General features: G+C 69.4%; 23 protein-coding genes. 19 read left to right on the forward strand and 4 right to left on the reverse strand.

Going from position 1 to position 26,950, the window contains the following annotated elements; all coding sequences use genetic code 11:
- Positions 1–144: 144 nt before the first annotated feature.
- From IEW15_RS04165 to IEW15_RS04180, 4 genes are all read right to left on the reverse strand, one after another.
- Complete coding sequence (locus IEW15_RS04165; RefSeq protein ID WP_188575228.1) at positions 145–1,104, reverse strand: glycosyltransferase family 9 protein; 960 nt, start codon at positions 1,102–1,104, stop codon at positions 145–147.
- Positions 1,105–1,112: 8 nt separating this feature from the next.
- On the reverse strand, positions 1,113–1,496 hold the full coding sequence (locus IEW15_RS04170; protein ID WP_188575230.1) for a DUF6165 family protein: 384 nt from the start codon (positions 1,494–1,496) through the stop codon (positions 1,113–1,115).
- 88 nt (positions 1,497–1,584) lie between these two features.
- Positions 1,585–2,823, reverse strand: coding sequence for an acetate/propionate family kinase (locus IEW15_RS04175; protein WP_188575231.1), 1,239 nt, complete (start codon positions 2,821–2,823; stop codon positions 1,585–1,587).
- Positions 2,820–4,226, reverse strand: a complete 1,407-nt coding sequence (locus IEW15_RS04180; protein ID WP_188575234.1) for a bifunctional enoyl-CoA hydratase/phosphate acetyltransferase — start codon at positions 4,224–4,226, stop codon at positions 2,820–2,822. The genes IEW15_RS04175 and IEW15_RS04180 overlap by 4 nt, the downstream gene beginning before the upstream one ends.
- Before the next feature lie 323 nt (positions 4,227–4,549).
- Here IEW15_RS04180 and IEW15_RS04185 point away from each other — a divergent pair, with 323 nt between their 5' ends.
- The 19 genes from IEW15_RS04185 (at position 4,550) to IEW15_RS04275 (ending at position 26,806) form a co-directional block, all read left to right on the forward strand.
- Entirely contained in the window at positions 4,550–6,028 is a 1,479-nt protein-coding gene (locus IEW15_RS04185) for an aldehyde dehydrogenase family protein (protein WP_188575235.1), read from the forward strand.
- Positions 6,029–6,075: 47 nt separating this feature from the next.
- Positions 6,076–6,543, forward strand: a complete 468-nt coding sequence (locus IEW15_RS04190; protein ID WP_188575237.1) for a RidA family protein — start codon at positions 6,076–6,078, stop codon at positions 6,541–6,543.
- A 90-nt stretch (positions 6,544–6,633) separates the two neighbouring features.
- Entirely contained in the window at positions 6,634–8,376 is a 1,743-nt protein-coding gene (locus IEW15_RS04195) for a thiamine pyrophosphate-dependent enzyme (protein WP_188575239.1), read from the forward strand.
- Between the two features lie 174 nt (positions 8,377–8,550).
- Positions 8,551–9,741, forward strand: a complete 1,191-nt coding sequence (locus IEW15_RS04200) for a DUF898 family protein (protein WP_188575241.1) — start codon at positions 8,551–8,553, stop codon at positions 9,739–9,741.
- Positions 9,741–10,904, forward strand: coding sequence for a M48 family metallopeptidase (locus tag IEW15_RS04205; protein ID WP_188575243.1), 1,164 nt, complete (start codon positions 9,741–9,743; stop codon positions 10,902–10,904). Before IEW15_RS04200 ends, IEW15_RS04205 begins: the two co-directional genes overlap by 1 nt.
- 403 nt (positions 10,905–11,307) lie before the next feature.
- Complete coding sequence (locus tag IEW15_RS04210) at positions 11,308–12,099, forward strand: SDR family NAD(P)-dependent oxidoreductase (RefSeq protein WP_188575245.1); 792 nt, start codon at positions 11,308–11,310, stop codon at positions 12,097–12,099.
- Positions 12,096–13,475 carry an ANL family adenylate-forming protein gene (locus tag IEW15_RS04215; RefSeq protein ID WP_188575247.1) on the forward strand — a complete coding sequence of 460 codons (1,380 nt, stop codon included), beginning with the start codon at positions 12,096–12,098 and terminating at the stop codon, positions 13,473–13,475. The genes IEW15_RS04210 and IEW15_RS04215 overlap by 4 nt, the downstream gene beginning before the upstream one ends.
- Positions 13,472–14,161, forward strand: coding sequence for an acetyltransferase (locus IEW15_RS04220; protein WP_188575249.1), 690 nt, complete (start codon positions 13,472–13,474; stop codon positions 14,159–14,161). The genes IEW15_RS04215 and IEW15_RS04220 overlap by 4 nt, the downstream gene beginning before the upstream one ends.
- 34 nt (positions 14,162–14,195) lie before the next feature.
- Positions 14,196–15,926 carry an NAD(P)/FAD-dependent oxidoreductase gene (locus tag IEW15_RS04225; protein WP_188575251.1) on the forward strand — a complete coding sequence of 577 codons (1,731 nt, stop codon included), beginning with the start codon at positions 14,196–14,198 and terminating at the stop codon, positions 15,924–15,926.
- 4 nt (positions 15,927–15,930) lie between these two features.
- Positions 15,931–16,503, forward strand: coding sequence for an RBBP9/YdeN family alpha/beta hydrolase (locus tag IEW15_RS04230; RefSeq protein WP_229707810.1), 573 nt, complete (start codon positions 15,931–15,933; stop codon positions 16,501–16,503).
- 65 nt (positions 16,504–16,568) lie between these two features.
- Positions 16,569–20,567 carry a non-ribosomal peptide synthetase gene (locus tag IEW15_RS04235; protein WP_188575254.1) on the forward strand — a complete coding sequence of 1,333 codons (3,999 nt, stop codon included), beginning with the start codon at positions 16,569–16,571 and terminating at the stop codon, positions 20,565–20,567.
- Between the two features lie 71 nt (positions 20,568–20,638).
- On the forward strand, positions 20,639–20,995 hold the full coding sequence (locus IEW15_RS04240) for a hypothetical protein (protein WP_188575255.1): 357 nt from the start codon (positions 20,639–20,641) through the stop codon (positions 20,993–20,995).
- Complete coding sequence (locus IEW15_RS04245; protein ID WP_188575258.1) at positions 20,992–21,429, forward strand: hypothetical protein; 438 nt, start codon at positions 20,992–20,994, stop codon at positions 21,427–21,429. Before IEW15_RS04240 ends, IEW15_RS04245 begins: the two co-directional genes overlap by 4 nt.
- A gap of 44 nt (positions 21,430–21,473) precedes the next feature.
- Positions 21,474–22,640: a GNAT family N-acetyltransferase gene (locus IEW15_RS04250; protein WP_188575260.1), complete on the forward strand. Its 1,167-nt coding sequence runs from the start codon at positions 21,474–21,476 to the stop codon at positions 22,638–22,640.
- A 91-nt stretch (positions 22,641–22,731) separates the two neighbouring features.
- Positions 22,732–24,345, forward strand: coding sequence for a hypothetical protein (locus tag IEW15_RS04255; protein ID WP_188575262.1), 1,614 nt, complete (start codon positions 22,732–22,734; stop codon positions 24,343–24,345).
- 146 nt (positions 24,346–24,491) lie between these two features.
- On the forward strand, positions 24,492–24,764 hold the full coding sequence (locus IEW15_RS04260) for a hypothetical protein (RefSeq protein WP_188575264.1): 273 nt from the start codon (positions 24,492–24,494) through the stop codon (positions 24,762–24,764).
- 30 nt (positions 24,765–24,794) lie between these two features.
- The gene (locus IEW15_RS04265; protein ID WP_188575266.1) at positions 24,795–25,073 is read left to right on the forward strand and encodes a hypothetical protein; all 279 of its coding nucleotides are present in this window, start codon (positions 24,795–24,797) and stop codon (positions 25,071–25,073) included.
- A 143-nt stretch (positions 25,074–25,216) separates the two neighbouring features.
- Entirely contained in the window at positions 25,217–25,972 is a 756-nt protein-coding gene (locus tag IEW15_RS04270; RefSeq protein WP_229707811.1) for a VWA domain-containing protein, read from the forward strand.
- Positions 25,973–25,975: 3 nt separating this feature from the next.
- Positions 25,976–26,806 (forward strand): J domain-containing protein, encoded by an 831-nt coding sequence (locus tag IEW15_RS04275; protein ID WP_188575268.1) that lies wholly within the window; start codon positions 25,976–25,978, stop codon positions 26,804–26,806.
- The last annotated feature ends 144 nt before the right edge of the window (positions 26,807–26,950 follow it).

Genomic DNA, 26,950 nt, shown 5'->3' on the forward strand with positions numbered 1-26,950 from the left:
CTGTGGAAGCCTGTTGAATCACGCCAAACTATCGTGCGCCAGAGATTCCGATCACCGCGTTAACCTGAACTCGTTGCCCTGCGATTGACGCCCGCGGGATCGCGTCGCGCCTCAGGCAACCGGGTGTATCGCGGCATGCATCCGTCAGGCCAGATGCGCGCCGGCCGACAGATCAGGCCAGCGCCGCAGAACCGCATCGCAAACAGCCTCGACAGTCAGCGACGCCATCAACGACCCGCCTCCACCCTCGGCGGCAAGTCGGGCCTGAAGGGCCTCCTCGCTCTCCGGCGTGCGCACGACCAGTCCTTTCGGCCCCCAGGGGCCGTAATGGTCATCCCGGGTCGGCCCGAACAGGCCGACGGTGCGGGTTCCAGCCGCGACCGCCAGATGCATCATCGCCGAGTCATTGCCGATGAACAGCGCCGATCGTTCAAGCAACGCCGCCGAGGCCGGGATATCCAGACCGAAGCCGTCGACCAGCCGGTCGGCCGGCACCAGCTTGAACAATGCCGCCGCGTCCCGACGCTCGGCGTCGCTGCCCAGCAGCACCAGCCGTCCGCCGGCCAGCGGCCCCCCCATCGACAGCAGCCGGTCCGCCACGGCCGCGAACCGCTCAACCGGCCAGGTCTTGAAGATCTGGCTGGCGCCGGGGCCGATGGCAAGTGCCGGTACACCGTCCGGCAGATCGCGCCGGGCATGGGCACGCTCTGCCGCCGCGAGGTCGATCCGCGGCATCTGGGGTGGCAGACCCAGGGTTCGCGCCGCCTGGATCACGCGATGCTCGCCCGGCAGGCCCGGCGGAATCCGATAGCGCGCATCCGCCCGCAGCAACCAGGGCAGGGCCGACCGCCTGAGATCCACAATCCGACGCCAGCGCCGGTTACGCGTCTTCTGCCAGAGATCGAGCCAGTGGCGGTGATGCGGGCGCTTGTGGACGACATGCATGGCCTCGACGCCCTGCCAGCCGCTGAAGGCCAGTGCCGCCTGCGGACCGCAGGCGATGGTGATGGGGCTGTCGGGGGCATCATCCCGCATCCAGGCGAGCACGCCGCTGACCAGGATCGCGTCGCCAAGCCGGGTCGGGCCGATGAACAACTGCGCCATTCTGGGCGTCAGACCGAATAGGCCTTCTGCTCGGCGATATCGCTGCCGAGCAGATCGTTGATCTTCGCCTTCACCGCCGCCCTGCGGTCATTGGTCTGGTAGACCAGGCGGGCACGGGCGATGAAGTCAGGACCGAAATCGGCCTCATGCTCATGCACGCGCAAGGCATCCTCGATGTCCCAAAGCGCCTGGTTGATCTCGCGCAGTTCGGCGATCAGGGGCGGCAGGGCGTCGTGGCCCCGGATCACCGGCCCCACCACCTCCTCCAGCGCCGCCATCTCGCGCCGGACATGCGCCAGCTTGTCGGCCGCATCGATATGCGCCGCCTTGATCGACAGGATGACCAGCTTGTCGATCACCTCGCCGGGGGATACGTCGATCTTGAGCCTCAAGGGAGCCGTCTTTCAATGCGGGTGGTCGCGCCGTCCTGTTTGTATCGCCTCAACATCATGTCGCCAAACGGATTCCGGGCCGAATGGCTCATGCAAACACGAGACGCGCGGTCTCGCGCGCGATCACCGCCTCTTCATCGGTGTCCAGGGCCAGGACCAGAACCCGGCTGTCGGGTGCCGAAATCACCGGGCCATGGGCCGCATTGGCCGCCGGGTCGATCACCGCCCCCATGAATGCCAGATATCCGGCGATCCGCGCCCGCATCTGCGCCGAGTGGCGGCCGATGCCGGCGGTGAAGACCAGCACGTCCAATCCGCCCAGCACCACGGCGATCGACCCCGCCTCGCGCGCGGCGCGATAGGCGAACAGCGCCATCGCCTCCTCGGCCTTCGGATCGTCCGATGCCTCCAGCACCCGCATATCGGCGGAAATCCCCGACACGCCCAGCAGCCCCGACCGGGCATTCAGCATCCGGTCGACTTCGGCGGCGCTCATGCCGCGGTCGCGGATCAGGTGCAGCACCACCCCCGGATCGATGCTGCCGGCACGCTTGCCCATCATCAGGCCATCGAGTGCCGTGAACCCCATGGTGGTCGCCACCGACCGCCGCCCCTGCATGCCGCACAGGCTGGCGCCGTGCCCCAGATGCGCCACGATCACCCGGCCGTCGGCACGGTCGCCCGCATAGTCGGGCAGGACCGAGGCGATGTGGGTATAGGACAGGCCGTGGAAGCCATAGCGCAGGATGCCGTCATCCGACAGCTCACGCGGGATCGGCATCAACTGGGCCAGGCGAGGTTGCGTGCGGTGAAAGGCGGTGTCGAAACAGGCGACCTGCGGCAGATCCGGCCACAGTCGGCGGGTGGCGGCGATGCCCGACAGATTATGCGGCTGATGATTGGGCGCCAGGGCCGTCAGCCGGCTCAGCGCCTCGATCACCGCATCGTCGATCAGCACCGGCGCCGAGAAGCTGGCACCGCCATGGACCACGCGATGGCCCACCGCCACCACCTCGCCCAGATGATGGACGATGTCGGTGATCCGCCCCAGCGCCCAGGCGGTGAGCCCGGCATGGTCGGCCAATCCTTCGGGCGGGTTGCCGATATCGTCGAGATGCACGCCGCGGCCATTGGCCGACGGCCCCTTCAGCGTGCCGATCATCTCCACCTCGGCACGGCCGATCTCGACCATGTCCGACATCTGCACCACGCCGAATTTCAGGCTCGACGAGCCGGCATTGACGGTGATGATCAGCCGTTCCGTGGGGGATGCCTGATTGGCGGATACCTGATCGGCGGATGACCGGTTGGCGGGCGTCGCGGTCATGGCCGTGCTCCACGATGAACGAAGATCTGGGCGAGTGCCGCCGAGGCCAGCCGGGCGGCCGGGCCGTCGGCGCGGCTGGTCAGCATGATCGGCACCCGCGCGCCAAGCACCAGCCCGGCCGCCTCGGCCCCGGCCAGATGGATCAGCTGTTTGGCGACCATGTTGCCGGCCTCAAGATCGGGGGTGACCAAGATGTCGGCATCGCCGGCCACCTCCGAGACGATGCCCTTGGCGCGGGCCGCCGCTTTCGAGACCGCATTGTCGAAGGCGAGCGGACCGTCGAGCACACCGCCGGTGATCTGGCCGCGATCGGCCATCTTGCACAGCGCCGCCGCCTCGACGGTCGAGGCGATCGGCGGATAGACGGTTTCGATCGCCGACAGGATCGCGACCTTGGGCCGGTCGGTGCCGAGTGCCCTGACCAGATCGATGGCGTTCTGGACGATGTCGCGCTTGGCATCCAGGTTGGGATAGATGTTGATCGCCGCGTCGGTGACGAACAGCGGCTTGGGATAGGCCGGCACGTCCAGAGCGAAGACATGGCTCATCCGCCGCGCGGTGCGCAGGCCACACGCCTTGTCGACCGCCGCCGACATCACTTCGTCGGTGTGCAGCGCGCCCTTCATCAGCGCCGCCGCCTCGCCCTCGCGCACCAGCAGAACCGCGCGCTCGGCCGCGGCATGGCTGTGGGGCTGATCGATGATCCGGATGCCGGCCAGGCTGCGGCCGCAGGCCTCGGCCGCGGCCCTGATCTTCGCTTCGGGGCCGACCAGGATCGGCAGGATCAACCCGACCGCCGCCGCATCCAGCGCGCCTTCAATCGAATTGGTATCGACCGGATGGATCACGGCGGTCGCGATCGGCGGCAGCTCGGCGGTCATCGCCAGCAGATGGCGATAGACCGGCCGGTTCTCGGGCGCCGCCGCCACCGCGGCCGCGATCGCCGCCCCCGGCGCCATGACATAGGGACGGTCGACCCGGACCGCCCCTGCCCGCACCTCGGCGTGACCTTCGGCCACCATCCGGCCGCCGGCGCCCGAGACGGTACAGGCCAGCGTCAGACGGCGGTCGGCGGCAATGGCGGTCACCACCACCCGCGCGGTCAGGGTTTCACCCGCCACCACCGGGCACAGCCGGTCGAGCCGCGAGGTCAGCACCTCGGCACCGGGCCCCGGCAGTTCGGCCGCGATCAGCAGGTCGATCAGCAGGCCCGGCAGGGCCCCCAGCGCCGTCGTGCCCCTGAAGCCGGCATCGGCGGCAAGGGCGGGGTCGACATGGGCGGGGTCGATGTCCAGCGCCATCGTGCCCAGGCGGTCGACCAGCGACGCGCCGGCTTCGTGGACCAGCACCGCGTCATCGCCGGTGCGGATGTCGTCGAATGTGCGGTTGGCGATTCTGAGCATATCGGCTGTATGGTCCCGTCGCTGATGGGATGGGTGGAGCGCATGTCGGATCTGATCTTCGCCTGATTGCGTGACGATCGCCACCGTCGCCGCGACCAACCGCACCCGCCGCGCTGCGGCGGATCGTCACCGTCCCCGGTAATGGACGGGCCGGCGCCCCTGAGTGGACGGCCGGTGGAATTCTGTCGGCATCGCTGTTTGCGGACGTTGTCTGCGCCGGTCGGGGCTGGCATGCTGCCGCCTTCGCCCGTCCCCGCATGCCCGCCCCGCATGACCGCCGGACCCCCGGGCGTCGACATCATCAGGGAGGCATCAGAAAGCCCATGACCGGTTCGACCGAGATCAAGCGGAGCTGGCAGCATTATATCGACGGCCGCTTCGTCGACAGCCTGGATGGCAGCCGCATCCCCGTGGTCAACCCCGCGACCGGCGAGGTTATCGCCGACATCGCCTGCGCCAGGGCCGCCGATGTCGACATGGCGGTGGCTGCCGCCCGCCGCGCCTTCAACGCCCGGCGGCTGTTGACCATGAAGCCGGTGGAGCGGTCGCGCCTGATGCACCGCATCGCCCGCATCCTGCTGGAGCGCACGGAACAGATCGCCCTGGTCGAGACCCTCGACAACGGCAAGCGGATTTCCTCGGCCCGCGGCGATGTCGGCGCCGCCGCCCGCTATTTCGAGTATTACGCCGGGCTCGCCGATAAGCTGGAAGGCAAGTCGATCCCGCTCGGCCCCGATTATATCGACTACACCGTCCATGCGCCATTCGGCGTGTCGGCGCAGATCGTGCCGTGGAATTTCCCGTTGCAGATCGGCGCGCGCTCCATCGCCTGCGCGCTTGCCACCGGCAACACCGTGGTGATGAAAACCCCGGAACTGTCGGCGCTGTCGCTGGCGGCGCTGGCCGAGGCCGTTCATGACGCCGGCGTGCCGGCGGGTGTGGTCAACATCCTGACCGGCTATGGCCACGAGGCGGGGGCAGCACTGGCCGGCCATGGCGATATCGACCATCTGGTGTTCACCGGCTCGGTCGCCACCGGCAGCCGCATCCTGCACGCGCTGGCCGACCGGGTGGTGCCGGCGGTGATGGAGCTTGGCGGCAAATCGGCCGGGGTGGTGTTCAAGGATGCCGATATCGATCAGGTGATCGCCTCCACCCGCGGCGGCATCTTCACCAATGCCGGGCAGGTCTGCTCGGCCTCGGCCCGGTTGGTGGTGGAACGCGCGGTCTATGATCAGGTGGTGGAGCGGATGGGCGCCGCCGCCGGCGCGCTGACGGTCGGCCCCGGCATCGACGACAGCGAACTGACCCCGGTGATCTCCGACGGCCAGCGCGACAAGATCGAGGCCATGTGCCTGCGCGCGGTGCAGGACGGTGCCCGCGCCGTCGCCGGCGGCCGGCGGATCGAGCGTCCGGGCTATTTCATGGCCCCCACCGTGCTGGCCGATGCGACGCCGGATTCGGAAATCGCCCAGCAGGAAGTGTTCGGCCCGGTGCTGACCATCCTGCCCTTCGACGATGCCGAAGAAGCGCTCGCCATCGCCAACGGCACCGATTACGGTCTGTGTGCCGGTGTCTATACCCGCGATCTGGCCCGCGCGCATCTGGTGGCCGAGCGTCTGGTGGCCGGTCAGGTGTTCGTGAATGAGTGGTTTGCCGGTGGCATCGAAACGCCGTTCGGCGGTATGAAGCGGTCGGGTTATGGTCGCGAAAAGGGTGTCGAAGCCCTGCTCGGCTATGTCCAGACCAAGAATGTCGCGATCCGGCTGACCGCCGGCGCGGCCGGCCGGCCCGGCGCCTGACTGACGCTGACCGGCCTCATCCACGACTGATAGGAGCAAGCAGCGCAATGTCGGGCAAGATCGAGGCGCGTCTCGCAGAACTGGGCATCACCCTGCCGGTGCCCGCCGTCCCCGTCGCGAATTACGTGCCATACGCCGTGACCGGCAATCTCGTCTACACCTCCGGCCAGGTGCCGGTCGCCGATGGCGCGGTTGCCTGGAAGGGCAAGCTCGGCGCCGAACGCTCGATCGAGGATGGCGTCGCCTCGGCGCGGCTGTGCGCGCTGAACTGCATCGCCCAGTTGAAGGCCGCCTGCGGTGGCGACCTCGACCGTGTGAAGCGGATCGTGAAGGTCGTGATCTTCGTCTCCTCGGCCGCCGGCTTCAACGATCAGCCCAAGGTCGGCAACGGCGCCTCCGACGTGCTGGTCGAGATCTTCGGCGACGCGGGCAAACATGCCCGCTCGGCCGTGGGGGTGAACGAACTGCCCCTGGACGTGACGACGGAAGTCGAGATCGTCGCCGAGATCGCCTGATCCGGACCTGATGCCGCCGCAAATCTCTCCCCGGGGTTTGCGGCGGTTCTGCTTTGAGGCATCCCCCGCCGCCCCGGAGACCCCCGCCCCATGACCACCGCCACCACCACTGACGCGACCGCCGCCACCATCACCGGCGGCGAGGCCATCATCCGCACGCTGATCGCCCATGGCATCGACACCGCGTTCTGCGTGCCGGGCGAAAGCTATCTGGCGGTGCTGGAAGGGTTGCGGGTGCATGACGACCGGATCCGCCTGCTGGTCCATCGCCACGAGACCGGCGCTGCCTGTGCCGCCGAAGCCTGGGCGCGGGCACGGCGCCTGCCGGGCATTGCCATGGTCACCCGTGGCCCCGGCGCCAGCAACGCGGCCCATGGCGTGCATGTGGCGGCGCAGGATTCAACGCCCCTGGTGCTGATGGTGGGCCAGATCGCCACCGCCGAATACGGGCTGGAGGCGTTCCAGGAGGTCGACTACACCGCCATGTTCGGCCAGGCGGTCAAGGCGGTGATCGAGCCGCGCGCCGCCGCCGACTGTGCCGGCGCCACCGCGCGCGCCCTGCGCATCGCCATGGCCGGCCGCCCCGGCCCGGTGATCCTGGTCCTGCCGGAAGACGTGACCGAGGGCGTGCTGACCGGGGATGCCGCCGCCACCGTGCCCGATATCAGCCACGGCATCGCCGCCCATGCGCTGGATCTGGCGCATCTGCGCGCCGCCGCCGGCCTGCCGGGTGCGGCGGCGGTGATCGCCGCCGCCGAGGCGCTGTCGCAGGCGGCGCGCCCGATCATCATCGGCGGCGAGATCGCGGCCTTCGACCGCGCCCATGGCGCGCTGGACCGGCTGGCCCGATTGACCGGCGCCGGGCTTGCCACCGCCTTCCGCCGCCAGGATCTGGTGCCGGCCGATCATCCGGCGTGGTTCGGGCATCTGGGACTGGGCCGCAGCCCGGCCCAGAAGCGTGCCTTCGCCGAAGCCGATCTGATCCTGATCGCCGGCAGCCGGCTGGACGACGTGACCACCGAGGGCTGGACGATGCCGGCCGCCGATCAGACCGTGATCCATCTCTATCCCGATGCGGATGCGATCGCCCGCGCCGCCGGACGAAACCCCCATCTGCCCGCGCATCTGCTGGTGGGCGACGTCACGGCCAGCCTGGATGCGCTGTCCGACCGGCTGGCCGATACCATCCCGCCGGCCGACCGGATCAACTGGCGTGATGCCATCCATGGCGAGGTCACGCGTTTCGCCGCCGATCCGGTGCGCCCGGTGCTGGGCGCCGTGGACATGGCGGCGGTCGTGATGACCACAGCCAGCATCGCCGGCCCCGATGCGGCGGTCGCGATCGATGCCGGCAATTTCGCGGGCTTCGTGCATCGCTACTGGCCGTTCACCCGTCCCGACACGCAGTTCGCCACCCAGGCCGGCGCCATGGGCTATGGCCTGCCCGCCGGGCTGGGGGCGGCGGCGGCCGATGACCGGCGCCCGGTGGTGGTGTTCGCCGGCGATGGCGGCTTCATGATGACCGGCCAGGAACTGGCCACCGCCGTGCTGGAACGGCTGCCGGTCAAGGTAATCGTGGTCGACAATGGCGTCTATGGCACCATTCTGATGCACCAGACCCGCCGCATCGGCCGTGGGCGCGACCATGGCGTGGTGCTGTCGCGGCCCGATTTCGCGATGCTGGCCCGCGCCTATGGCGCCGCCGGCTTCACGGTGGAGCGGACGGAGGATTTCGCCGGGGCATTCCGCGCGGCACTTGCCCATGACGGCCCGGCGCTGGTGCATGTGAAGACCGACCCGCGCGACATCTCGGCCTATGGCCCCCTGGCCTGAGCCGCCAACGACAGAGTGGCCGCCGACGACAGAGTGATTGACATGTGGCGCCATGAACGCCTGAGTTGCGTGTCGTCACATCTTCCGTTATGACCGGATCAGGCCGTTCATGAGGTGCGATGGTCTGTCGCCCGCCTGACCGCCGGCGATCCGCGATCAGACGGAGTGTCCTCGATGGACCAGCCCGCCCTGGCAGTCACCGCCCTGGCAGTCACCGCCCTGGCACCGACAGCCCCGGAACCGGCAGCCCCGGAACCGGCCCGCTGGGTGCGGTTCCATGGCCGGCGCCCGACCTTCCGGCGGCTGGTGATGCGCGGGGCGCTGCTCGAACTGCTGACCGCCGGCTTCTATCGGTTCTGGCTGGCCACCGATATCCGCCGGCATCTGTGGTCGCATACCCTGATCGATGGCGACCCGCTGGAATATGTCGGCCGGGCGCGCGAGCTGCTGATCGGCTTTCTGGTCGCCACCGCCATCCTGGTGCCGGTCTATCTGGCCTATTTCCTGATCGGGCTTGAGGCGACACGGCTGCAGGCCTTCGCCGGCCTGCCGCTGGTGCTTGTGCTGTATGTGTTCGCGGGCTTCGCCGCCTATCGGTCGCGGCGCTATCGGGTCACCCGCACGGTCTGGCGGGGCCTGCGCGCCTCGATGACCGGATCGGGGATCGGCTATGCGCTGCGGATGGTGGCCTGGGATCTGCTGGTGGTGATCAGCCTGGGGCTGGCGCTGCCATGGCGGCAGGCGGCGCTGGAACGCTATAAGATGCGCCACACCGCCTATGGCACGCTGGCGGGCGCCTTCGACGGCACCGGCGGCGCCCTGTTCCGGCGGGGCTGGCCCTTATGGCTGCTGGCAATCCCCGGCGTGCTGCTGATCATTCCCATCCCGTTCCTGGTGGCCGCTTTCCGCGCGATCCTGTGGCAGTGGTGGGTGTCGAACATCCGCTTCGGCGCGGTGCGCTTTCACAGCTATCTGGACCGCGACAGCCTGTTCGGCTGCTATTGGAAGGCCACCGGCTGGGCCGTGCTGCTGGCGGTGATGATGGGCCTGTGGCTCGGCGGTGTGCTGGGTATTGCCGCCGCGCTGGCGACGGCGCCGGTGCCGGGAGGCACGCCTGATTATGCCATGGCATTTCAGCACCCGCTGGTGGTGGCCGGCATCGCCATCGGCTATCTGCTGATGGTGCTGGGGTTGGGGGTGGTGATCCGGATCTATCTGACCCGCGATATCTGGGCGCGGATCGCCGAGACCACCGCCATCCATGGTCTGTCGGCCGCCGATGGCGTCACCGGCCAGGGCAGCGCCGCCGATGCGCTGGGCGAAGGCTTTGCCGGCGGGTTCGACCTCAATCTGGGCGGGATCTGATGCCTCCCGACCAGGCGGATCGGCCGCCGGCGGTTTTCTACGACGGCGCCTCGAACCGCAGGCATCCGGTGCGGCTTGTCACGGGCCCCGATCTGGCGATGGAGGAAGACGGCGTCACCATCGCGCGCTGGGCGTATGGCGACATCCGGCGTGCCGACGGCGATGGCCGGCTGCGCCTGCGCTGCCTGTCGGGCCCGCCACTGGCCCGGCTGGAGATCGCCGACGAGGCCCTGGCGGCCAGCCTGCTCGCCCGCCTGCCGGCGTCGGGGCGCGACGCGGGTCGTGGCCATGGCCGCGCCCGCCAGATCGTCGGCTGGTCGCTGGCGGCCTGTGTGTCGATCCTGGCCCTTGTCCTCTATGGCATCCCCTTCGCCGCCGGCCGGCTGGCGCCGCTGGTGCCGTTGAGCGTGGAACAGCGCCTGGGCGATGCCACCGACACACGGCTGCGCGCCATGCTCGGCGGCCGGGTCTGCACCCGCCCCGATGGCGCGGCGGCCCTGGCGCGGATGGTGGAGGCGCTCGGCACGGCCGGCGGCATCGCCCGCCCGGTCGAGGTGCTGGTGCTGTCATCGCCGGTCGCCAATGCGGTAACCCTGCCCGGCGGGCGGATCTATGTTTTCGACGGCCTGTTGCGCAAAGCGGAAACCCCGGATGAACTGGCCGGGCTGATCGCCCACGAGATGGGCCATGTCCACAATCGCGACGGCCTGCGCACGGTGATCCGGGCCGGCGGCACCTCGTTTCTGATCGGCCTGCTGTTCGGCGACGTCACCGGTGGCGCCGCGATCATCTTCGCGGCCAACGCCCTGCTCGATGCCGCGCAGTCGCGCGATGCCGAGCGCGTGGCCGATGATTTCGCCGCCGCCACCGTCACCGCCCTGGGGCGTCCGCCCGCCGCCTTCGGCGACTTGCTGGTGCGCATCACCGGCAGCGACAGCCGGGGGACGATCCTTGACAGCCACCCGGTCAGTGTCGAACGGCTCGACCGGCTGGCAGCGGCGCCCGGCACCGCCCAGACGCTGTCATCAGGACCGGCCCTTCTGGATGATGCCGGCTGGCAGGCCCTGCGGCAGATCTGCGCCGATGCCGCCACCGGCTCTCATCCTGGCCCCGATGGCCCCAAAGGCCCGGTCCGGCGGTCGGACAAGCAGAACCGGCCCTGAGGCGGCGGCCACCGGATCGTCGCAGCCGGGATGCGATCGCTTTTGGTTTGTATTCACCAATCTCATCAACCCAGAATAATGTTGAAGATTCCGCGGGGCGGGAGATACTTGGGAAGACATAACCCTGACGTTTCAGATCCGTGCCCGCGTCGCCCCCAGCGTGCCGGATCCACCCACTCCATGCATGACCGGGCACCCCGGCGCCGCCTGCCCCCGCGCCACAGCCGGCGACGCTTTGCACCGTCGTTTTGACGCGACGGCAATGGCGTCGAGACTCCGTCGAAAAATGCAACCATAGGTAATTTGTTCATCAGGACGACTCTCCGATGAGGACATTCTGCGCAGCACTGTGGGGCAGGCGACCCTGTGTCGGCCGTGACGGCCGATGACAGAGGGAGAGGCCATGTCGCCCATACCCGCATCCTGCACGGCCGCGCCATCGCGGATCGTGCTGGTCACCGGTGCCAGCAAGGGCATCGGTCGCGGCGCGGCCCTGCATTTTCTGGGCGCGGGCGACATCGTTCATGGCTGCACGCGCGGTGATGCCGGCATCGATCATGCCGCCTATCACCATCATACGCTGGATGTGGCCGACGAGGCGGCGGTGAAGGCGATGTGCGGCCGCATCCGCCGCACCCATGGCCGGATCGACGTGCTGGTCAACGCCGCCGGTATCGCATCGATGAACCATGCCCTGCTGACCCCGGCGGCGACGCTGGACGCCATGCTGCGCACCAATGTCGTCGGCAGCTTCGTCTGCGCGCGGGAAGCCGCCCGCCTGATGCGGCCCGAGGCGCGACGGAAGGATGCACAAGACGACATCGATGCCGCCGATACCGGATCGCCGCCAGCCGGTGGCCGGATCATCAATCTGACCAGCGTCGCCGTGCCGCTGCGGCTGGCGGGTGCCGCCGCCTATGCCGCGTCGAAGGCCGCGGTCGAAAGCCTGACCGGCACCCTGGCCCGCGAACTGGCGCCGCAGGGCATCACCGTCAATGCCGTCGGTCCGGGGCCGGTGCGCACCCGCCTGACCCGCACCGTGCCGGCCGAGACCATCGACCGGCTGCTTGCGGCCCAGGCGGTGCCGCGTCTGGCCGCCATGGACGAGGTGGTGCGGGTGATCGATTTCCTGGCCGCACCGGGGGCCGCCATGGTGACCGGCCAGGTCATCTATCTGGGAGGGGTGTTCGCATGACTGACGCCGCCGATCGCTTCCTGGACCGGTTGCGCGCGCTGGGACCGCGCGTGGCGCTGATCGATGCCGCGACCGGTATCGAGACCAGCTTCGCCGATCTGGCCGACGCCGCCGATCAAGCCCGCCACAAGCTTGCCGCCGCCGGCATCGGCCCCGGTGCCGTGGCGAAGCTGGATGGCGAGGCGGCGGCCGGCACGCTGGCCCTGCTGCTGGCCCTGCAAAGCCTGGGGGCGGTGACGGCGCTCGATACCTCGACCGTGGCGGCGGAACGAGCCGACAAGGCGGCACTGGCCGGCGCAGGCTGGCGGCTGGCGCCGGAAGACAGGCACCAGCCGCAGGCGCTGCCGCCATCCGGCGAGGCCCCGGCGCCGCTGGTGGCGGCGCTTGCGGCCAGCGGTCGTGCCGGGCTGATCCTGTTCAGCAGCGGCACCACCGGCCGGCCGAAGGCGATGCTCCACGATCTGGACCGGCTGACCGACAGCTATATCGCCGGCGATCCGCGCGCCAAATCGGTGCGGCTGCTGCTGTTCCTGATGTTCGACCATATCGGCGGCATCAACACCATCTTCGCAAGTCTCGCCCAGGGCACCACGCTGGTTCTGCCCGCTGCCCGCACGCCCGACGGTGTCGCGGCCGCGATCGCCGCCCACCGGGTCGGCGTGCTGCCGGCCTCGCCCACCTTCCTGAACCTGATGCTGATGAGCGGGGTTGCCGCACGCCACGATCTGTCATGCCTGCGGATGATCACCTATGGCACCGAACCGATGCCCGACGGGTTGCTGGCCTTGCTGCGCGGCCGGCTGCCACGGGCGCGGCTGCTACAGACCTTCGGCACCTCCGAGACCGGCATCGTGTCCACCGTCAGCAAGGCATCCGACAGCCTGCTGATGCGCTTCGACGATGACGCGGTCGAACACCGGGTGGTGGATGGCGAATTGTGGCTGCGCAGCCGGCGGCGGATCCTGGGCTATCTGAACCACAGCATGGAGGCCTTCACCGATGACGGCTGGTTCCGCACCGGCGATCTGGTGGAGGAGGCCGGCGACGGCTTCCTGAAGGTGAAGGGCCGCGCCAAGGAGATCATCAATGTCGGCGGCGAGAAGGTGTTTCCGGCCGAGGTGGAAGGCGTGCTGATGGCATCGGGTCTGGTGGCCGACTGCAAGGTCTTCGGCCAGCCCAACGCCATCACCGGCCAGAGCGTCTGGGCCGAGGTCGTGCCGGCCGGCAATGATGGCGGCCCCGATCTGGTCAAGGCGGTCAAGGCCCATGCCCGCAGCCGTCTGGACGCGTTCAAGGTGCCGGTGCGGGTGAAGGTGGTCACCGACATTCCCTATTCGGCCCGGTTCAAGAAGCTGATCGCGCGGGAGGCGTCATGACCGATCTGGTGATCTTCGGGTCGGGCGGCTTCGCCCAGGAGGTCGCGGCCTATGCCGCCGATGCCGGCTTCCGGTTGCGTGGCTTCCTCGACGTCTCGGACCAGGCATGGCGGAGCCATGGCGCGCCCGAGCCGGGCTGGCTGGGCCGCGAGGAGGACTATCGCCCCGACGGCACCGAACTCTTCGCGCTGGGCATCGCCGACACCGCCATCCGCGCGCGGCTGATCGCCCGCTGGTTCGAGGCTCCAGACAGTGACGGCGGCGGCGGCTGGCCGGCGGCAACCATCATCCACCCCACCGCCACCATCATGCCGGGCGCCACGATCGGCGCCGGATCGGTGATGGGGCCGCGGTCGCATGTCGGCGTCAAGGCGCGGCCCGGCCGGTTCACCGTGATGAATTACGGCTGCTCCTTCGGTCATGACGGCGTGTCGGGCTGCAACAACGTGCTGGCATCGGGCGTGCATCTGGCGGGCTATGTGACGCTCGGCGCCGATAATTTCTTCGGCATAAGCGCCTCGGTCCAGCCACGCCTGACGCTGGGTGACCGTAACCGTATCCAGGCCGGCGTGTCGGTGGCCTCCGATGTCGGCTCCGGCGCCTTCGTGTTCCGCAAGGACCAGCCGAAGACCGCCTTTCTGTTCACCGCCCCCATCCTCGCCGCCGATACCGCCGGCGAGGGCTGATCCCGCAACCCGTCGATCGAGGTCCATGCGCCCCATGTCCGATCCCGTCCTGATCATCGGTGCCGGCCCGGCCGGCTGTGTTGCCGCCCTGACCCTGCGCCGCCGCGGCCGCGACGTCATCCTGCTGGAGCGGGCATCGGAGCCCGCCTACAAGATCGGCGAATCGCTGCTGCCCGGCACCCTGTCGCTGCTCGACCGGCTCGGGCTGATGGACCGCATCAACGAACGCGGCTTCGTCTCCAAACCCTCCGCCACCTTCGTCTGGGGCATGGGGCAGGCGCCGTGGACCTTCTCCTTCGCCACCCCGCGTCCCGAGCCCTGGATCTATGACCATGCCATCCAGGTCTATCGGCAGGAATTCGACGGCCTGCTGCTGGATGCCGCCCGCGATGCCGGGGTGGATGTGCGCATGGGCCACGCCGTCACCACCATCGATTACGACCACAGCGACGGCGTGCTGGTGCGGGCCCGCACGGTGGAGGGCGATCACGAGGTCGTGCTGCCCGGCAGCTATGTGGTCGATGCCACCGGTCAGAACGGGTTGATCGCGCGGGAACTGAACCTGCGCCGCTATGACGAATTCTATCGCTCGCTGGCGGTGTGGAACTATTACCCGGCGATCCGCAAATTCACCGGCGACCTGGACGGCACCACCTTCTCGATCACCTTCGAGAAGGGCTGGGTGTGGATGATCCCGCTGAAGGACGGCACTTATTCGGTGGGCGCCGTGGTCGATGTCGACAATGCCGGCGACATCCACGAAACCGGCCGGCAGGCGTTTCTGGACCAGTGCCTGCGATCGGCGCCCGAGGTCGCGAGCATCGTCGATCTGGACGATCCCCGCGCCGAGCCGCGGATCATCCGCGAATGGTCGTACAATGCCGAGAAGATGTCGGTCGGCCGCGCTTTCCTTGCCGGCGACAGCGCCTGCTTCACCGATCCGCTGTTCTCGCAAGGGGTGCATCTGGCCACCCAGTCGGGCGTCTATGCCGGCGCCGCGATCGACTTCCTGCTCGACAATCCCGACCGCGCCGACGACATCCACGCCTGGTACGATGCCGCCTATCGCGAGAGCTATTCGCAGTATCACGAGTTTCTGGCCTCGTTCTACAGCTATGCGTCCGAGGTGATGCCGGCCTCGACCTTCTGGTCGAAGCGACGGGTGCAGGGGCTGGGCGACAAGCGGTTCAGCGACAAGGCCTGGTTTGCCCGCATGACCGGTCAGGCCGCCGCCGAGACCGCCGGCGAGGATGAATTGCTGCGCGATTTCGTCAACCGCTCGGGCAACATGATCAGCCTGGGCCAGCATCTGCGCACCGAATTGACCGATGACTTCACGGAAGAGGAACTGGCCGCCAAGCGCGTGCAGTGGATCGGCAAGTTGACCCGCAGCCTGAACCGCATCGACCGGTTCGAATGGACCGGCGGCGAGGTCTCGCTGGTGCCGACCTTCAAGGTCGACCCGCTGAGCTTCCAACTGGTCGAACGCCAGCTCGTGGCCGACGACACCGGGCGGCGGATGGTGAAATACCCGATGACCGATGCCCATCGTGCGGTGCTGGCCGGCCTGAAGACGGAGCGGGTTGGCTATCGCGATCTGGTCAAGCGGCTGAAGCAGGCCGATGACGGCCCCGATCTGTCGTCGCAGATGATCATCCGGCTGATCGAGGCCGGGATGCTGAAAGGCTATGACCGCAGCGATGCGCCGGTCCAGGTCCAGCACCGTCTGCGCTTCGACGGCGTCGGTGCGGAATACGAGGTCTGATGCCATGCCCGTGACCGATGCAGATGCCGTGCCGCGCCGGACCGTGGTGATCGTGCCGGGGCTTGGCGGGTCCGGCCCCAACCACTGGCAGAGCCTGTGGGGCGCGGAAAACCCCGGCTGGCGGTGGGTCCGGCAACGCGACTGGGACCACCCGGTCGCCGATGAATGGCTGGCGTCATTGGAAGAGGCGGTGGCGTTGGCGCCGTCGCCGGTGGTGCTGGTGGCGCACAGCCTGGCCTGCGCCATGGTGGTGCGCTGGGCGGAGACATCCGCCCGCGCCGGCAGGATCGCCGCCGCCCTTCTGGTCTCGCCGGCGGATGTCGACAGCCCCGACCACACCCCTGACGAGGCCAGGGTCTTTGCCCCTGTGGGCATGGGCCGGCTGCCCTTCCCCACCCTGGTGGTGGCCAGCACCGATGATCCGTTCGTGGCACCGGAACGCGCCCGCGCCTTCGCGGCCGCCTGGGGCGCCGATCTGGTCGAGATCCGCGACGCCGGACACATCAATGCCGACAGCGGCTTCGGGGTCTGGCCGCTGGGCCAGGATCTGCTGCGTGAACTGATCGAGGACGGCTGACATCCGGCCCTTGTCGACGCTCCCCCGCAACCGGCCCAAGACCTGCCGTGTCCAGGAGGCCCGCAATGCCTTATGACGCCGGACCGTGCGACGCCCAGTTGCACGACCTGAACCTTGCGCAGCGCGACATCTATTTCGATCGCACGCTCAACCCCGACCGGTTGTATCTGGTCGGCGGCCAGATGCATGTCGACGGCCCGTTCGATGAAGATGTCGCGCGGGCGGCCTATCGCGCCGCCGGTCGCGACGTCGCGGCGATGCGGGCGCGGCTGGTGGTGCGCGACCATCGCCCGATGCTGGCGGTGGCACCGCCGGACGATGCCGATGCGCTCGACATCGATATCGAGGATATCTCGGCCACGGCCGAGCCCGAGATGACCGGTGTGGCGCGCGCCGAGGCGCTGTGGGCGGAACCGATCCGGCCCGAAGACGGCGGGCTGATGCACGACATGCGGTTGATCCGCATCAACCCCCACCGGCGGATCGTGCTGTTCCGCTGCCATCACCTGATCATCGATGGCTGGGCAGGCCTGCAGTTGTTCGACCGGTTCCGCCGCGCCTATGACGCGATCAGGTCTGGTGTCTCGCCCGATCCGGACCCGGCGCCGCTGCCCGATCCCACTGCGGAACTGGCGTGGATCGACAGCCCGAAAGCCGCCGCGGATGCCGCGTTCTGGGCCGCCGAGCTGGCCTGTATGCAGCCGGCGGCCTTCCTGCGCCGGCCGCCCTTCGGCCCGTCGCTGAAGGCGCGATTGTCGATCGACCGCGACAGGTTCGGCCGGATCGAGGCGGTGGCCACGGCCTGCGGCACGCCGATGCCGGCCCTGCTGATGACGCTGTTCGGCCTGCTGGTCCATGACCTGACCGGCCAGGAGGCGATCGTTCTGGCCACCCCGGTGCGCAACCGGATGACCGCCGCCGAGCGCGCCGCGATCACGCCCTATGTCCGGTTGATGCCGCTGGGGCTCGCCATCGACCCGAATGCCACAGTCGGCACCGCCACGGCCGGGGTTCAGGCCGCGATGCGCCGTGGATTCCGCCACCAGCGCCTGCCGATGGGCGCGATCGGCAAGGCCCTTGGCCGCCGGCCCGGCGGGGGCGACGCGATGCTGGGCGATGTTCTGTTCTCGTTCGAAACCCGCGCCCGCACGCCGAGTTTCGACGGCTGCGCCACCGTGCTGCACCCGATCAGCCATGAGGGCGACAAATACGCCCTGTCGCTGCATGTCCGCGATCTGGGCGGCGAGGGGCTGGTGGATTTCGATCTGGCCATGGATGCGGCGCATTGGGGTGAGCTTGGCGCAAGTCCTGCCCTGGATCGCCTGGGGCCGATGCTCGATGCCTTGGCCGATGCCACCCCCGAGACGCCGCTTGGCATGCTGTTGGCGCCGATGCCCGGGGCCGAGGCCCGGCTGATCGCCCGGTTCAACGACACCGCCCGCCCCCTGCCGGGGGCTGCCGACGATGCCGCCAGCGTCATCGACCTGATCCGTGCCACGGCGGCGGCAGCCCCGCAGGCGCCGGCACTGATCACGGCGGCGGGCGCCGTCACCAGCCTGGGCGCGCTGGATCGCTGGTCGGATGCCATCGCCCGGCGGCTGATCGACACCGGGGCCACCGCCGGCGATCAGCCGGTGATCGGCGTGATGATCGATCGCAGCCCGGCAATGATCGCCGCCGTGATCGGGGTGATGAAGGCCGGCGCCGCCTTCCTGCCGCTTGATCCGGCCCTGCCACCGGCGCGGCTGGCAGAACTGGCCGCGGATGCGTCGGCCACGGCCATCGTGACCTGCCCAGCCTTCGCCGACCGTCCCACCTTCATCGACAGCCCCACCTTCGTCGACCGGCCCACCTTCGCCGATCAGCTGGGCACGGCGCCGCCGGCGCCGCTCCTGGTGATCGGCGACACCGCCGATGTTGACATCGCCGCGACGCCGCCTCTGCCCGACCTGCCGGCCATTGGGGGCGATGACCTTGCCTATGTGCTCTATACCTCGGGCACCACCGGCCGGCCCAAGGGCGTGATGATCGGGCATGGGGCCCTGCTCAATCGTCTGGTCTGGCAATGGCACGCGCTGGGCCATCGCGTGGACGAGCCGGTCCTGCACCGCACCACCAGCAGTTTCGACGTCTCGGTATGGGAAATGCTGATGCCGCCGGCCTTCGGCGCGCCGATGGTGCTGTGCCCGGCTCTGACCGCCCATGACCCGGCGGCCCTGGCGGCGCTGATCGCCCGCCACCGGGTCGCCTGCCTGCATTTCGTGCCGTCGGCGCTGAATGCCGCGCTGGCCGCGATGACACCGGCCGACGACGCCAACATGGCCGGCGTCCGGCTGGTGATCACCAGTGGCGAGGCATTGCCGCCCGAATGCGTGCGCACCGTCGCGGCGCGCTGGCGGGCTGCGCGGATCATCAACCTGTACGGCCCGACGGAGGCCGCGATCGACGTCAGTCGCCATGACGGCGACCCGCAGGACACCCTGGTGCCGATCGGCCGCCCGGTCTGGAACACCAGCCTGCATGTGGTCGACCCGACGAACGGCGCCCCGGTCGCGGTGGGGCGGCCGGGCGCATTGATGATCGGCGGCGTGCAGCTTGCCCGCGGCTATCTGGGCCGGCCGGATCTGACCGCCCGGCGCTTCCCGATCGCGCCGGACGGCACCGGACGCCGGTGGTATGACAGTGGTGATCGTGCGCTGCTCACCCCCGATGGCGTGATGCTCTATCTGGGCCGGTCCGACGATCAGGTGAAGATCGATGGCGCGCGGGTGGAGCCGGACGAGGTCGCCGACCGCCTGCTCGGCCATCCCGCCGTGCGCGAAGCGGCGGTCAGGGCGGTGCGCATGCCGGGCGGGCAGCGGCTGATCGGCTGGTATGCCACCGGCGGCGTGGCGCTGGATGCGGCAGCCCTCAGATCCTGGGTCGCCGAACGCCTGCCCGGCTGGATGGTGCCGGCGGCGCTGATCGCGGTCGACAGCCTTCCGGTGCGCCCGAATGGCAAGCTGGATGCCGCCCGGCTGCCGATGCCGGTCGACGCCCTGAATGGGCCCCGCACGGCCCTGGCCCCGGCCACGCCGCTTGAGGCCGTGATCACCCGGGTATTCGCGCAGATGCTGAATGCCGCCGATATCGATGCCGGCAGCGATTTCTTCCTGGCCGGCGGTCATTCGCTGCTGGCGTTGCGGCTGCTGGCCGAGGTGGAGGCGGCGACCGGCCTGCGCGCTGATCTGAAACAACTGTTCCTGCACCCGACGCCTGCCGGGCTTGCCGCGGCCCTGGAGCGGTCGCGCGATGGCCGCCCGGCCACCGATGATCCGGTGCCACTGACCCCGCGCGATCCGGCCTGCGATCGGCCGCCGCTGTTCCTGCTGCCGCCGGTCGCGGGCGAGCCGGCGGTGTTCCTGGATCTGGCCCGACGGCTGGATCATCCGGCGATCGGCCTGCGCTTTCCGGCCGCCACTGCCGCCGGCCTGCCGGAATTCGCCCGCCATGCCGCTGCCTGCATGCTGGCCTGCCAGCCCGATCCGGCCGCCGATGACGGCGCGGCCCGGCGCCGCTGGCGTCTGGTCGGCTATTCGCTGGGCGGAATGGTCGCCTTCGAGGCGGCCCGGCTGATCGAGACCGCCCATCCCGGCGCGCGGGTCGATCTGGTGCTGCTGGACACGGCGGTGGCGCCGGTGCCGACGCATGACGACGCGGTCTCGCTGACATTCGAGCGGGAGTTCAGCCGCCGAGCCCTCGATACCCGCGATGCCATGGGGCGGACCGCCGCCACGCTGAACCGGGCTGCCATCGCACGGCTGAAGGCGTTGGTGCTGCGCAATGCCCGTGCCGTCGCCGGCTGGCAGGCGCGCGGCGCCATCCGTGGCGACATCACCATGATATCGGCCCGCCGCGATCCGGCCGAGCACCGGCCCGACCGCTGGGCCGCCCACACCACCGGCCGCTTCACCCGCATCGATGTCGATGGCGGCCATTTCGACCTGCTGGCCGACCGGCTGCTGCCCGAGATCGCCGGCATCATCGACGAGGCGCTGCTTGCGCCCGCAACCCTGCCCGCATGACCACCACCAGGCCACCTGCCACCACACCCACCACCAGACCACCCACCACCAGACCACAAGGAGGCCCGACGATGGCCCAGGCAACCGAACGGCAGATCCACGACATCATCATGGCAACACTTGGCGAGGTGAACGAGGATCGCGACGAACCCTTCGATCTCGGCCCCGGCCCCGACCTGATCCTGTACGGCACCGGTGGTGTGTTCGACAGCATGGGGCTGGTCAACTTCCTGACCACGGTCGAGGAAAAGCTGGAAGACGATCTGGGCGCGATGGTCTCTCTGACCTCCGAGAAGGCGGTGTCGCGCAAGGTCAGCCCCTTTGCCAGTGTCCGTGCCCTGACCGGCTTCATTCTGGAAGAGATCGCCGGCGACGATGCGGCCGAAGACGCGCAGGATGCAGCACCGCTCAGGGCCGCCGCTTCATGAGCCGCGTGATCGTCACGCGGCGCGCCCTGATGCTTGGGCTCGCATCGGGGCTGATCTATGGCAGTTGGGCATATTTCGCCAACCACACGGCCGATCCGGCAGCGGCCCTGCGGGCCGCGGGCGTGCAGTTCGCGCTGAGCTTCGGCGCCACCGCCATACTGACCATGGCGATGGATGCAGTGCTGACCACGGGCGACGCACCGGCCGGCCTGACGCGGCGGCTGGCGGCGGCGGTGCTGCCGATCACCCTGCTGGCGCTGGTGTTCGCGGCGGCCCATGCCATCGCAGGCACGCCCCGCATCCTGGCCACGATCGCGCCCTCTTATGGCATCGGGCTGGTGTTCTGCGCGGTCTATGTCCGCAGCCGCGGCCGTGCCGGCGCAATACCGGCCGCGGTCGAGCCTTGCTCCCCGGCGCCGGGGCGCCAAGTATAGGAGGATCCATCGCCAAGCAACACGAGACGCCGGAACCGGAGCCGATGACCGAGCAGGACACGCGCCTGACCCTGACCACCGCCGGCAGCATGGCCGAGATCGACCCGGCCGCATGGGACACCCTGGCCGGTCCCGGCAATCCCTTCCTCGCCCATGCCTTTCTGGACGCGCTGGAACAATCCGGCTCGGTGTCGGAACAGACCGGCTGGCTGCCCCGGCATCTGATCCTGTCGACCGCCACAGGCCGGCTGGTCGGTGCCGTGCCGCTGTATCTGAAGGCGCATTCCTGGGGCGAATACGTCTTCGACCACAGCTGGGCGCGCGCCTATGAACAGGCGGGCGGCGCCTATTATCCCAAGCTTCAGGCCGCTGTGCCGTTCACACCGGTGCCGGGGCCGCGCCTGCTGGCGGGCGATGGCCCCGACGCGCCGGCCATCCGCCGGGCGCTGGCCGACGGGCTGGTGGCGGTGGCCGAGACGTTGGAGGTGTCGGGCGTACATGCCACCTTCGTCGCCGATCACGACATGCCACCGCTGGCCATGGCCGGCTTCATGGAACGCCATGACGTGCAATTCCACTGGCATAATCGAGGCTATGGCAGTTTCAACGATTTCCTGGCGGGGCTGGCGGCCCGCAAGCGCAAGACCATCCGCAAGGAACGCCAGAAGGTGGCCGACAGCGGCCTGCGCTTCCGGGCCCTGTCCGGCGCCGACATCACCGCCGAGGCCTGGGACGCCTTTCACCGCTTCTATCACGCGACGGTCGACCGCAAATGGGGCGAGGCCTATCTGACCCGCGATTTCTTCGACCGGCTGGGCCAGATGATGGCCGAGCGCGTGGTGCTGATCATGGCCTATGACGGCGACCGCCCGGTTGCGGGCGCCCTGAACCTGATCGGCGACGACGCGCTTTATGGCCGCAACTGGGGGGCGGTGGTCGACCTGCCCTTTCTGCATTTCGAGACCTGCTATTATCAGGCGATCGATGTGGCGATCGAGCGCGGCCTCGCCCGGGTCGAAGCCGGTGCCCAAGGCGGCCACAAATTGCTGCGCGGCTATGAACCGGTCACCACCCGCTCGGCCCACTGGATCGCCGATCCGCGCCTTGCCCGCGCGGTGAAGGGCTTTCTGGACCAGGAACGCGCCGCGGTCGACGCCGAGACCGAGGCGCTGGCCGATCATCTGCCGTTTCGACGTGACGACCCGGCTTGACCGCCCAGCGTGACGGGCCAGCGTGACGGCCGCTTGACGGCACCTCTGGCCCGCCTAAAATTGTGCGCACATGATCCTGGTTCGAGTGTGCATGATGACCGGTCCCGCCGACACGCCACCATCACCGCTGATCAGAAGCCCGATGCTCGATCGGGCGGTCGAGGCGCTGACCTCATGGAGCCAGACCGTCGCCAACCAGGGGCTGATCGGCGGCGCCTGGTTGTTCGGCAGCGCGGTCAATGACGACGGCCTGCGTTTCGACGCGGAGTCAAGCGATCTGGATGTCATCGTCGAGGTGCCGTGGGACAGCCTGGGCGTCAGCGGCCGGGTGACCGCGCTTCATCATCTGCGCGACGCCAAGATCGACCTGGAACAGACGCTGCTCAAGATCCTCCACCGCGCATCCGCCGATGACCAGATCGTCAGTCTGGTGCCGGTGACGGCATGGGAACGCGCCCTTGCTGTCCATAAGGATGGCAATTCGGCGATCCTGACCGAAACGCCGGCAATCGATCTGCTGAGCGGCAGTCGGCTTGCCAGACTGGCGGAGGCGTCATACACGGTCCTGGCGCCACCGCATCGCGACCTGGCGCAACGCGTCCAGAAGACCCGCGCGGGCTTTCTCACCATCGGCGCCAATGGCCGGGTCCGGTTCGCGATCGCGGCCCATGCCGACCCGGTTCCGAAAGAGCTGATACGGTCCTTTGCCGTGGCGACCGCCGATCCCGGCATGCCGGCGGCCCAGACGGCCGATCTGGCGCGCGGCCTGCGCGAACTGACCCTGGCCGTCGCCGCCGGGGCCAGCGACGATCGGGCCATGCATGCCTATGGCGTGTGGCTGGGTGTGCGTCAGGGCGCGCGCGGCAAGGTGGCGCCGGTGATATCGGTGCCGAACTATCTGGCGACCATCGAGATGATCTTCGACCGGGTGACACGGCAGTATCCGGCCATGACCGTCTTGCCGGCAGATCCCCCGCCCTCCGCCACACCCACTGCCGCACCCGCCCCGGTCACGCGCCCCGCGCCGCTTCCCGCCGAATTCGTGGTGTCGCTGAAGGACACGCTCGGCGGACGGGTGGCGGATAATCTGCGGGCGATCGCGGCGGCACGCGAGAATCTCCGCGCCGGCCTGACACCGGCCTTCTCGCTGCGCTTTGCGGAACACCCTCGGGCCGACATGCTGCTTTCCACCAATGACCGTGATCTGAGCGACGCCGACCATGCCCTGAAGCTGAAGGTGTTCGCGCGCCGGACCCGATTTCAGGCGAGACAGGCGCGACTGACCGACGGCATCGAGCTGATCCTGTATCATGGTGCGAACCTGTTTCCCGACCACGGCGACAAGTCGCTGTTCCGCTTGCTGGCACGCAGTATCGACGCCTGGATCGCCCATGCGGCGACCGGGCTGGTCAATATCGGTGGCGGCATCGAGGCATGGCATCCCGGCTTCTATCCCGATGAGCCGCTGGCCTTCTCATTCTCGGACCTGCCGCGAACCGGTGGCCAGTTGCTGACCGGCGAGCCGCCGACCCGACCATGGGAGGGCGATGTCCATGGCAATTTCAGCCCGGACGTCCTGGCCGGCGGTTTCGTGCCCGAACTCGTATCGATCTGGCTGCATCGCCGCGACCGCCTGTCTCATCTGACCCCGGATGATCGCCAGGTGGCATTCATGATCGATCGCTGGCGATACGGCCCCAGGTGATCGGAGCGTGCCGGGACGCCGCGCCGACGGCATGGCCCGGTGAACCACGGGCAACCCGGCCGGCCATTCCCGGATGCGCAAGGCGCCCGGCCGGTGCATTCTGTGGCCGTCGATGATCGACAAGGCGCCCCACGGAGGATGCAGCCATGGTTCCCACATCCCGCCTGATCATGCTTGCCAGTGACCCGACCGTCGCCGGGGCGCTGGTGATGGCGCTGACCGCCGAGGATGCCGCCCGGGTTCTGGGCGATGCCGGCGAGGCGCGCGGGTTCAAATTCGACTGGCGATCGCTGATCCCGCGACTGAAGCGCCAGTCGGCCGATCGCGACCTCGACGATGCGGCGCTTGAAGGCGTCGCCGGCGGCGCCGGCGGCATGCCCGTGCCGCTGGCCGGACCCTGGTCGATCACCGCCAACTGATCCACATCTCGGCAAGCCGGAGCGCACCCGATGATATCCACTGCCAATCTGATGATTCTGGCCGCCGATCCGCAGACCGCGGCGGCGCTGATCGCGGCGATGACGCCAGAGGAGGCCGCACAGATTCTGGGCCAGGCCGGCCAGTCCCGCGGTTTCAAATTCGACTGGCGGTCACTGATCCCGCGGCTGAAGCGCAGCAGCAGCGACCGGGATCTGGATGACGCCGCCCTGGAAGCGGTCGCGGGCGGCGTTGCCGCCGCAAACACGACCTATATTCCCCTTTCCGGCAACTGGTCGATCATCCCCTGAACCCGCCAGAAGGATCGGCGACGGCGGATCGACGTCGGCGGATCAAAGCCATTGGCCATCGGGGGCGGCGACACCACATCGCCTGTATGAGCCTTGTGTTTCAGGGGCTGATATCCTGCCAGCATGCCCGGAACCCCCGCCTGATGACCCGTGACCGCTCAGATCTGGACCATCGCCGCGGCCGCACACCGCCATCCGGTCATGTGCAGCCGGCATCGCGCGGCGCCGTCGATGCCTTTCTGGCCGAGGCCCGCCAGATGGCACCGGCGCAGCCTGCCGCCGCCGGCACGGGTGCCGCTCGGCTGATCCTGGCGCTGGACGCCACCCAGAGCCGGCAGCCGGGCTGGGATCTGGCCCAGAGCCAGCAGGGCGAGATGTTCCGGGTTGCCGGCGATGGCGGGCTGGCGGTGCAACTGGTTTATTATCGCGGTCTGGACGAATGCCGCGCCAGCCGCTGGACGGGCGACGCCCAAGGGCTTGCCCGGGCCATGTCGAGGATCGACTGCCGGGGCGGCCGCACCCAGATTGCACGCGTCCTGTCGCATGCCGTGGCCGAGGCGCGCGTGGTGCCGGTGAAGGCGCTGGTTTTCGTGGGCGACGCGCTGGAGGAACCCCAGGACGTGCTCGACGGCCACGCGGCCGATCTGGCGCTGCTCGGTGTGCGCGCCTTCATCTTTCAGGAAGGACATGATCCGGTGGCGGCCGCCGGCTTCCAGCGGATCGCGCGGATGACCGGCGGCGCCCTGCTGCCCTTCGACAGCACCGGGCCCGACCGGCTGCGTGCCCTGCTGGGGGCGGTCGCGGCCTTCGTGTCGCACGGCCCCCGTGCCCTGGACCGGCCGGGGCGCGCCGATCCGGCGGCCCTGCGCCTGCTGGCCGACCGCATGGGCGGAGGCTGACCGATGGTCTGGGCGCTGCTGGCGGGGTTCGTCACGCTGCTGCTGGTCGTGCTGGGGCTGGGCGGTGCGCTGGGAAACAGGCGCCACGGCAGACGCCGCGGCATGAGCCGCGCCGCCCTGACCCGGGTGGCATTATGGAGTCTGGCCGCGATCGCCGTCGTGGCCGCCCTGTTGCTGGCGGTCACCGGCCGATGGCCGGCCGTGGTGGCCGTGGCTGCGGCGGCGTTTCCCCTGGTGCTGCGGCTGGCGGGCACCGCCCTGAAACTGGCGCCGGTCTATCACCTGCTGCGCCGGGCACGGTCGGCCAACCCGCCCGGCGGCGGCTTCGGACAGGCCGGCCGCGCGCAGGCCCGCCCGAAGACCGTGGAAACCGCCAGCCTGCGGATGACACTCGACCCCGACACCGGCGCCATGACCGGCGTGATCCTGACCGGCCCCGATCGCGGCCGCGCGCTGGCCGATCTGCCCCCCGACCGCCTGCGCCACTGGCTCAATGACTGGCGGATCAACGACCCGGATGCGGCGCGGCTGCTGGAGACCTGGGGAGAGCGCATGATCGGTCCGGACTGGGCCGATGACGCGGCCGGCCCGGCCGGTGACGGAACCGGTGACGGCGATGGACAGGCCGGGCCGCCCCCCTCGGACGAGGCGATGACCGCGGCGGAAGCCCGTGCCATTCTGGATGTGGCCGCCGATGCCAGCCCCGCCGACATCCATGCGGCCTGGCGGCGGATGATGGCCCGGGTGCATCCGGATCAGGGCGGCAGCGCCGCGCTGGCGGCCCGGGTCAACGCCGCCCGCGACCGCCTGACCCGGCCCGCATCCGGCGCATGATCCTTGCCGTATGCACAGGCCCCTGGCTGTTTCCGCAGACGCGAGATCGGGGCTGCGATTGCATTTTCGGGTCGGAAAGGGTATACACACGGCGCAGATAGGTCCGACATGTGACCGTGACACGCCTGATTGCCCCCTCCGGTG

The sequence above is a fragment of the Tistrella bauzanensis genome (assembly GCF_014636235.1).
Lineage (GTDB): Bacteria > Pseudomonadota > Alphaproteobacteria > Tistrellales > Tistrellaceae > Tistrella > Tistrella bauzanensis.

Bases quoted from the DNA above. Each gene is read 5' to 3' on its own strand.
- IEW15_RS04165 (WP_188575228.1), bottom strand. From the start codon at position 1,104: ATGGCGCAGTTGTTCATCGGCCCGACCCGGCTTGGCGACGCGATCCTG.
- IEW15_RS04175 (WP_188575231.1), bottom strand. From the start codon at position 2,823: ATGACCGCGACGCCCGCCAACCGGTCATCCGCCGATCAGGTATCCGCC.
- IEW15_RS04180 (WP_188575234.1), bottom strand. From the start codon at position 4,226: ATGCTCAGAATCGCCAACCGCACATTCGACGACATCCGCACCGGCGAT.
- IEW15_RS04185 (WP_188575235.1), top strand. From the start codon at position 4,550: ATGACCGGTTCGACCGAGATCAAGCGGAGCTGGCAGCATTATATCGAC.
- IEW15_RS04190 (WP_188575237.1), top strand. From the start codon at position 6,076: ATGTCGGGCAAGATCGAGGCGCGTCTCGCAGAACTGGGCATCACCCTG.
- IEW15_RS04195 (WP_188575239.1), top strand. From the start codon at position 6,634: ATGACCACCGCCACCACCACTGACGCGACCGCCGCCACCATCACCGGC.
- IEW15_RS04200 (WP_188575241.1), top strand. From the start codon at position 8,551: ATGGACCAGCCCGCCCTGGCAGTCACCGCCCTGGCAGTCACCGCCCTG.
- IEW15_RS04205 (WP_188575243.1), top strand. From the start codon at position 9,741: ATGCCTCCCGACCAGGCGGATCGGCCGCCGGCGGTTTTCTACGACGGC.
- IEW15_RS04210 (WP_188575245.1), top strand. From the start codon at position 11,308: ATGTCGCCCATACCCGCATCCTGCACGGCCGCGCCATCGCGGATCGTG.
- IEW15_RS04215 (WP_188575247.1), top strand. From the start codon at position 12,096: ATGACTGACGCCGCCGATCGCTTCCTGGACCGGTTGCGCGCGCTGGGA.
- IEW15_RS04220 (WP_188575249.1), top strand. From the start codon at position 13,472: ATGACCGATCTGGTGATCTTCGGGTCGGGCGGCTTCGCCCAGGAGGTC.
- IEW15_RS04225 (WP_188575251.1), top strand. From the start codon at position 14,196: ATGTCCGATCCCGTCCTGATCATCGGTGCCGGCCCGGCCGGCTGTGTT.
- IEW15_RS04230 (WP_229707810.1), top strand. From the start codon at position 15,931: ATGCCCGTGACCGATGCAGATGCCGTGCCGCGCCGGACCGTGGTGATC.
- IEW15_RS04235 (WP_188575254.1), top strand. From the start codon at position 16,569: ATGCCTTATGACGCCGGACCGTGCGACGCCCAGTTGCACGACCTGAAC.
- IEW15_RS04240 (WP_188575255.1), top strand. From the start codon at position 20,639: ATGGCCCAGGCAACCGAACGGCAGATCCACGACATCATCATGGCAACA.
- IEW15_RS04245 (WP_188575258.1), top strand. From the start codon at position 20,992: ATGAGCCGCGTGATCGTCACGCGGCGCGCCCTGATGCTTGGGCTCGCA.
- IEW15_RS04250 (WP_188575260.1), top strand. From the start codon at position 21,474: ATGACCGAGCAGGACACGCGCCTGACCCTGACCACCGCCGGCAGCATG.
- IEW15_RS04255 (WP_188575262.1), top strand. From the start codon at position 22,732: ATGATGACCGGTCCCGCCGACACGCCACCATCACCGCTGATCAGAAGC.
- IEW15_RS04260 (WP_188575264.1), top strand. From the start codon at position 24,492: ATGGTTCCCACATCCCGCCTGATCATGCTTGCCAGTGACCCGACCGTC.
- IEW15_RS04265 (WP_188575266.1), top strand. From the start codon at position 24,795: ATGATATCCACTGCCAATCTGATGATTCTGGCCGCCGATCCGCAGACC.
- IEW15_RS04270 (WP_229707811.1), top strand. From the start codon at position 25,217: ATGACCCGTGACCGCTCAGATCTGGACCATCGCCGCGGCCGCACACCG.
- IEW15_RS04275 (WP_188575268.1), top strand. From the start codon at position 25,976: ATGGTCTGGGCGCTGCTGGCGGGGTTCGTCACGCTGCTGCTGGTCGTG.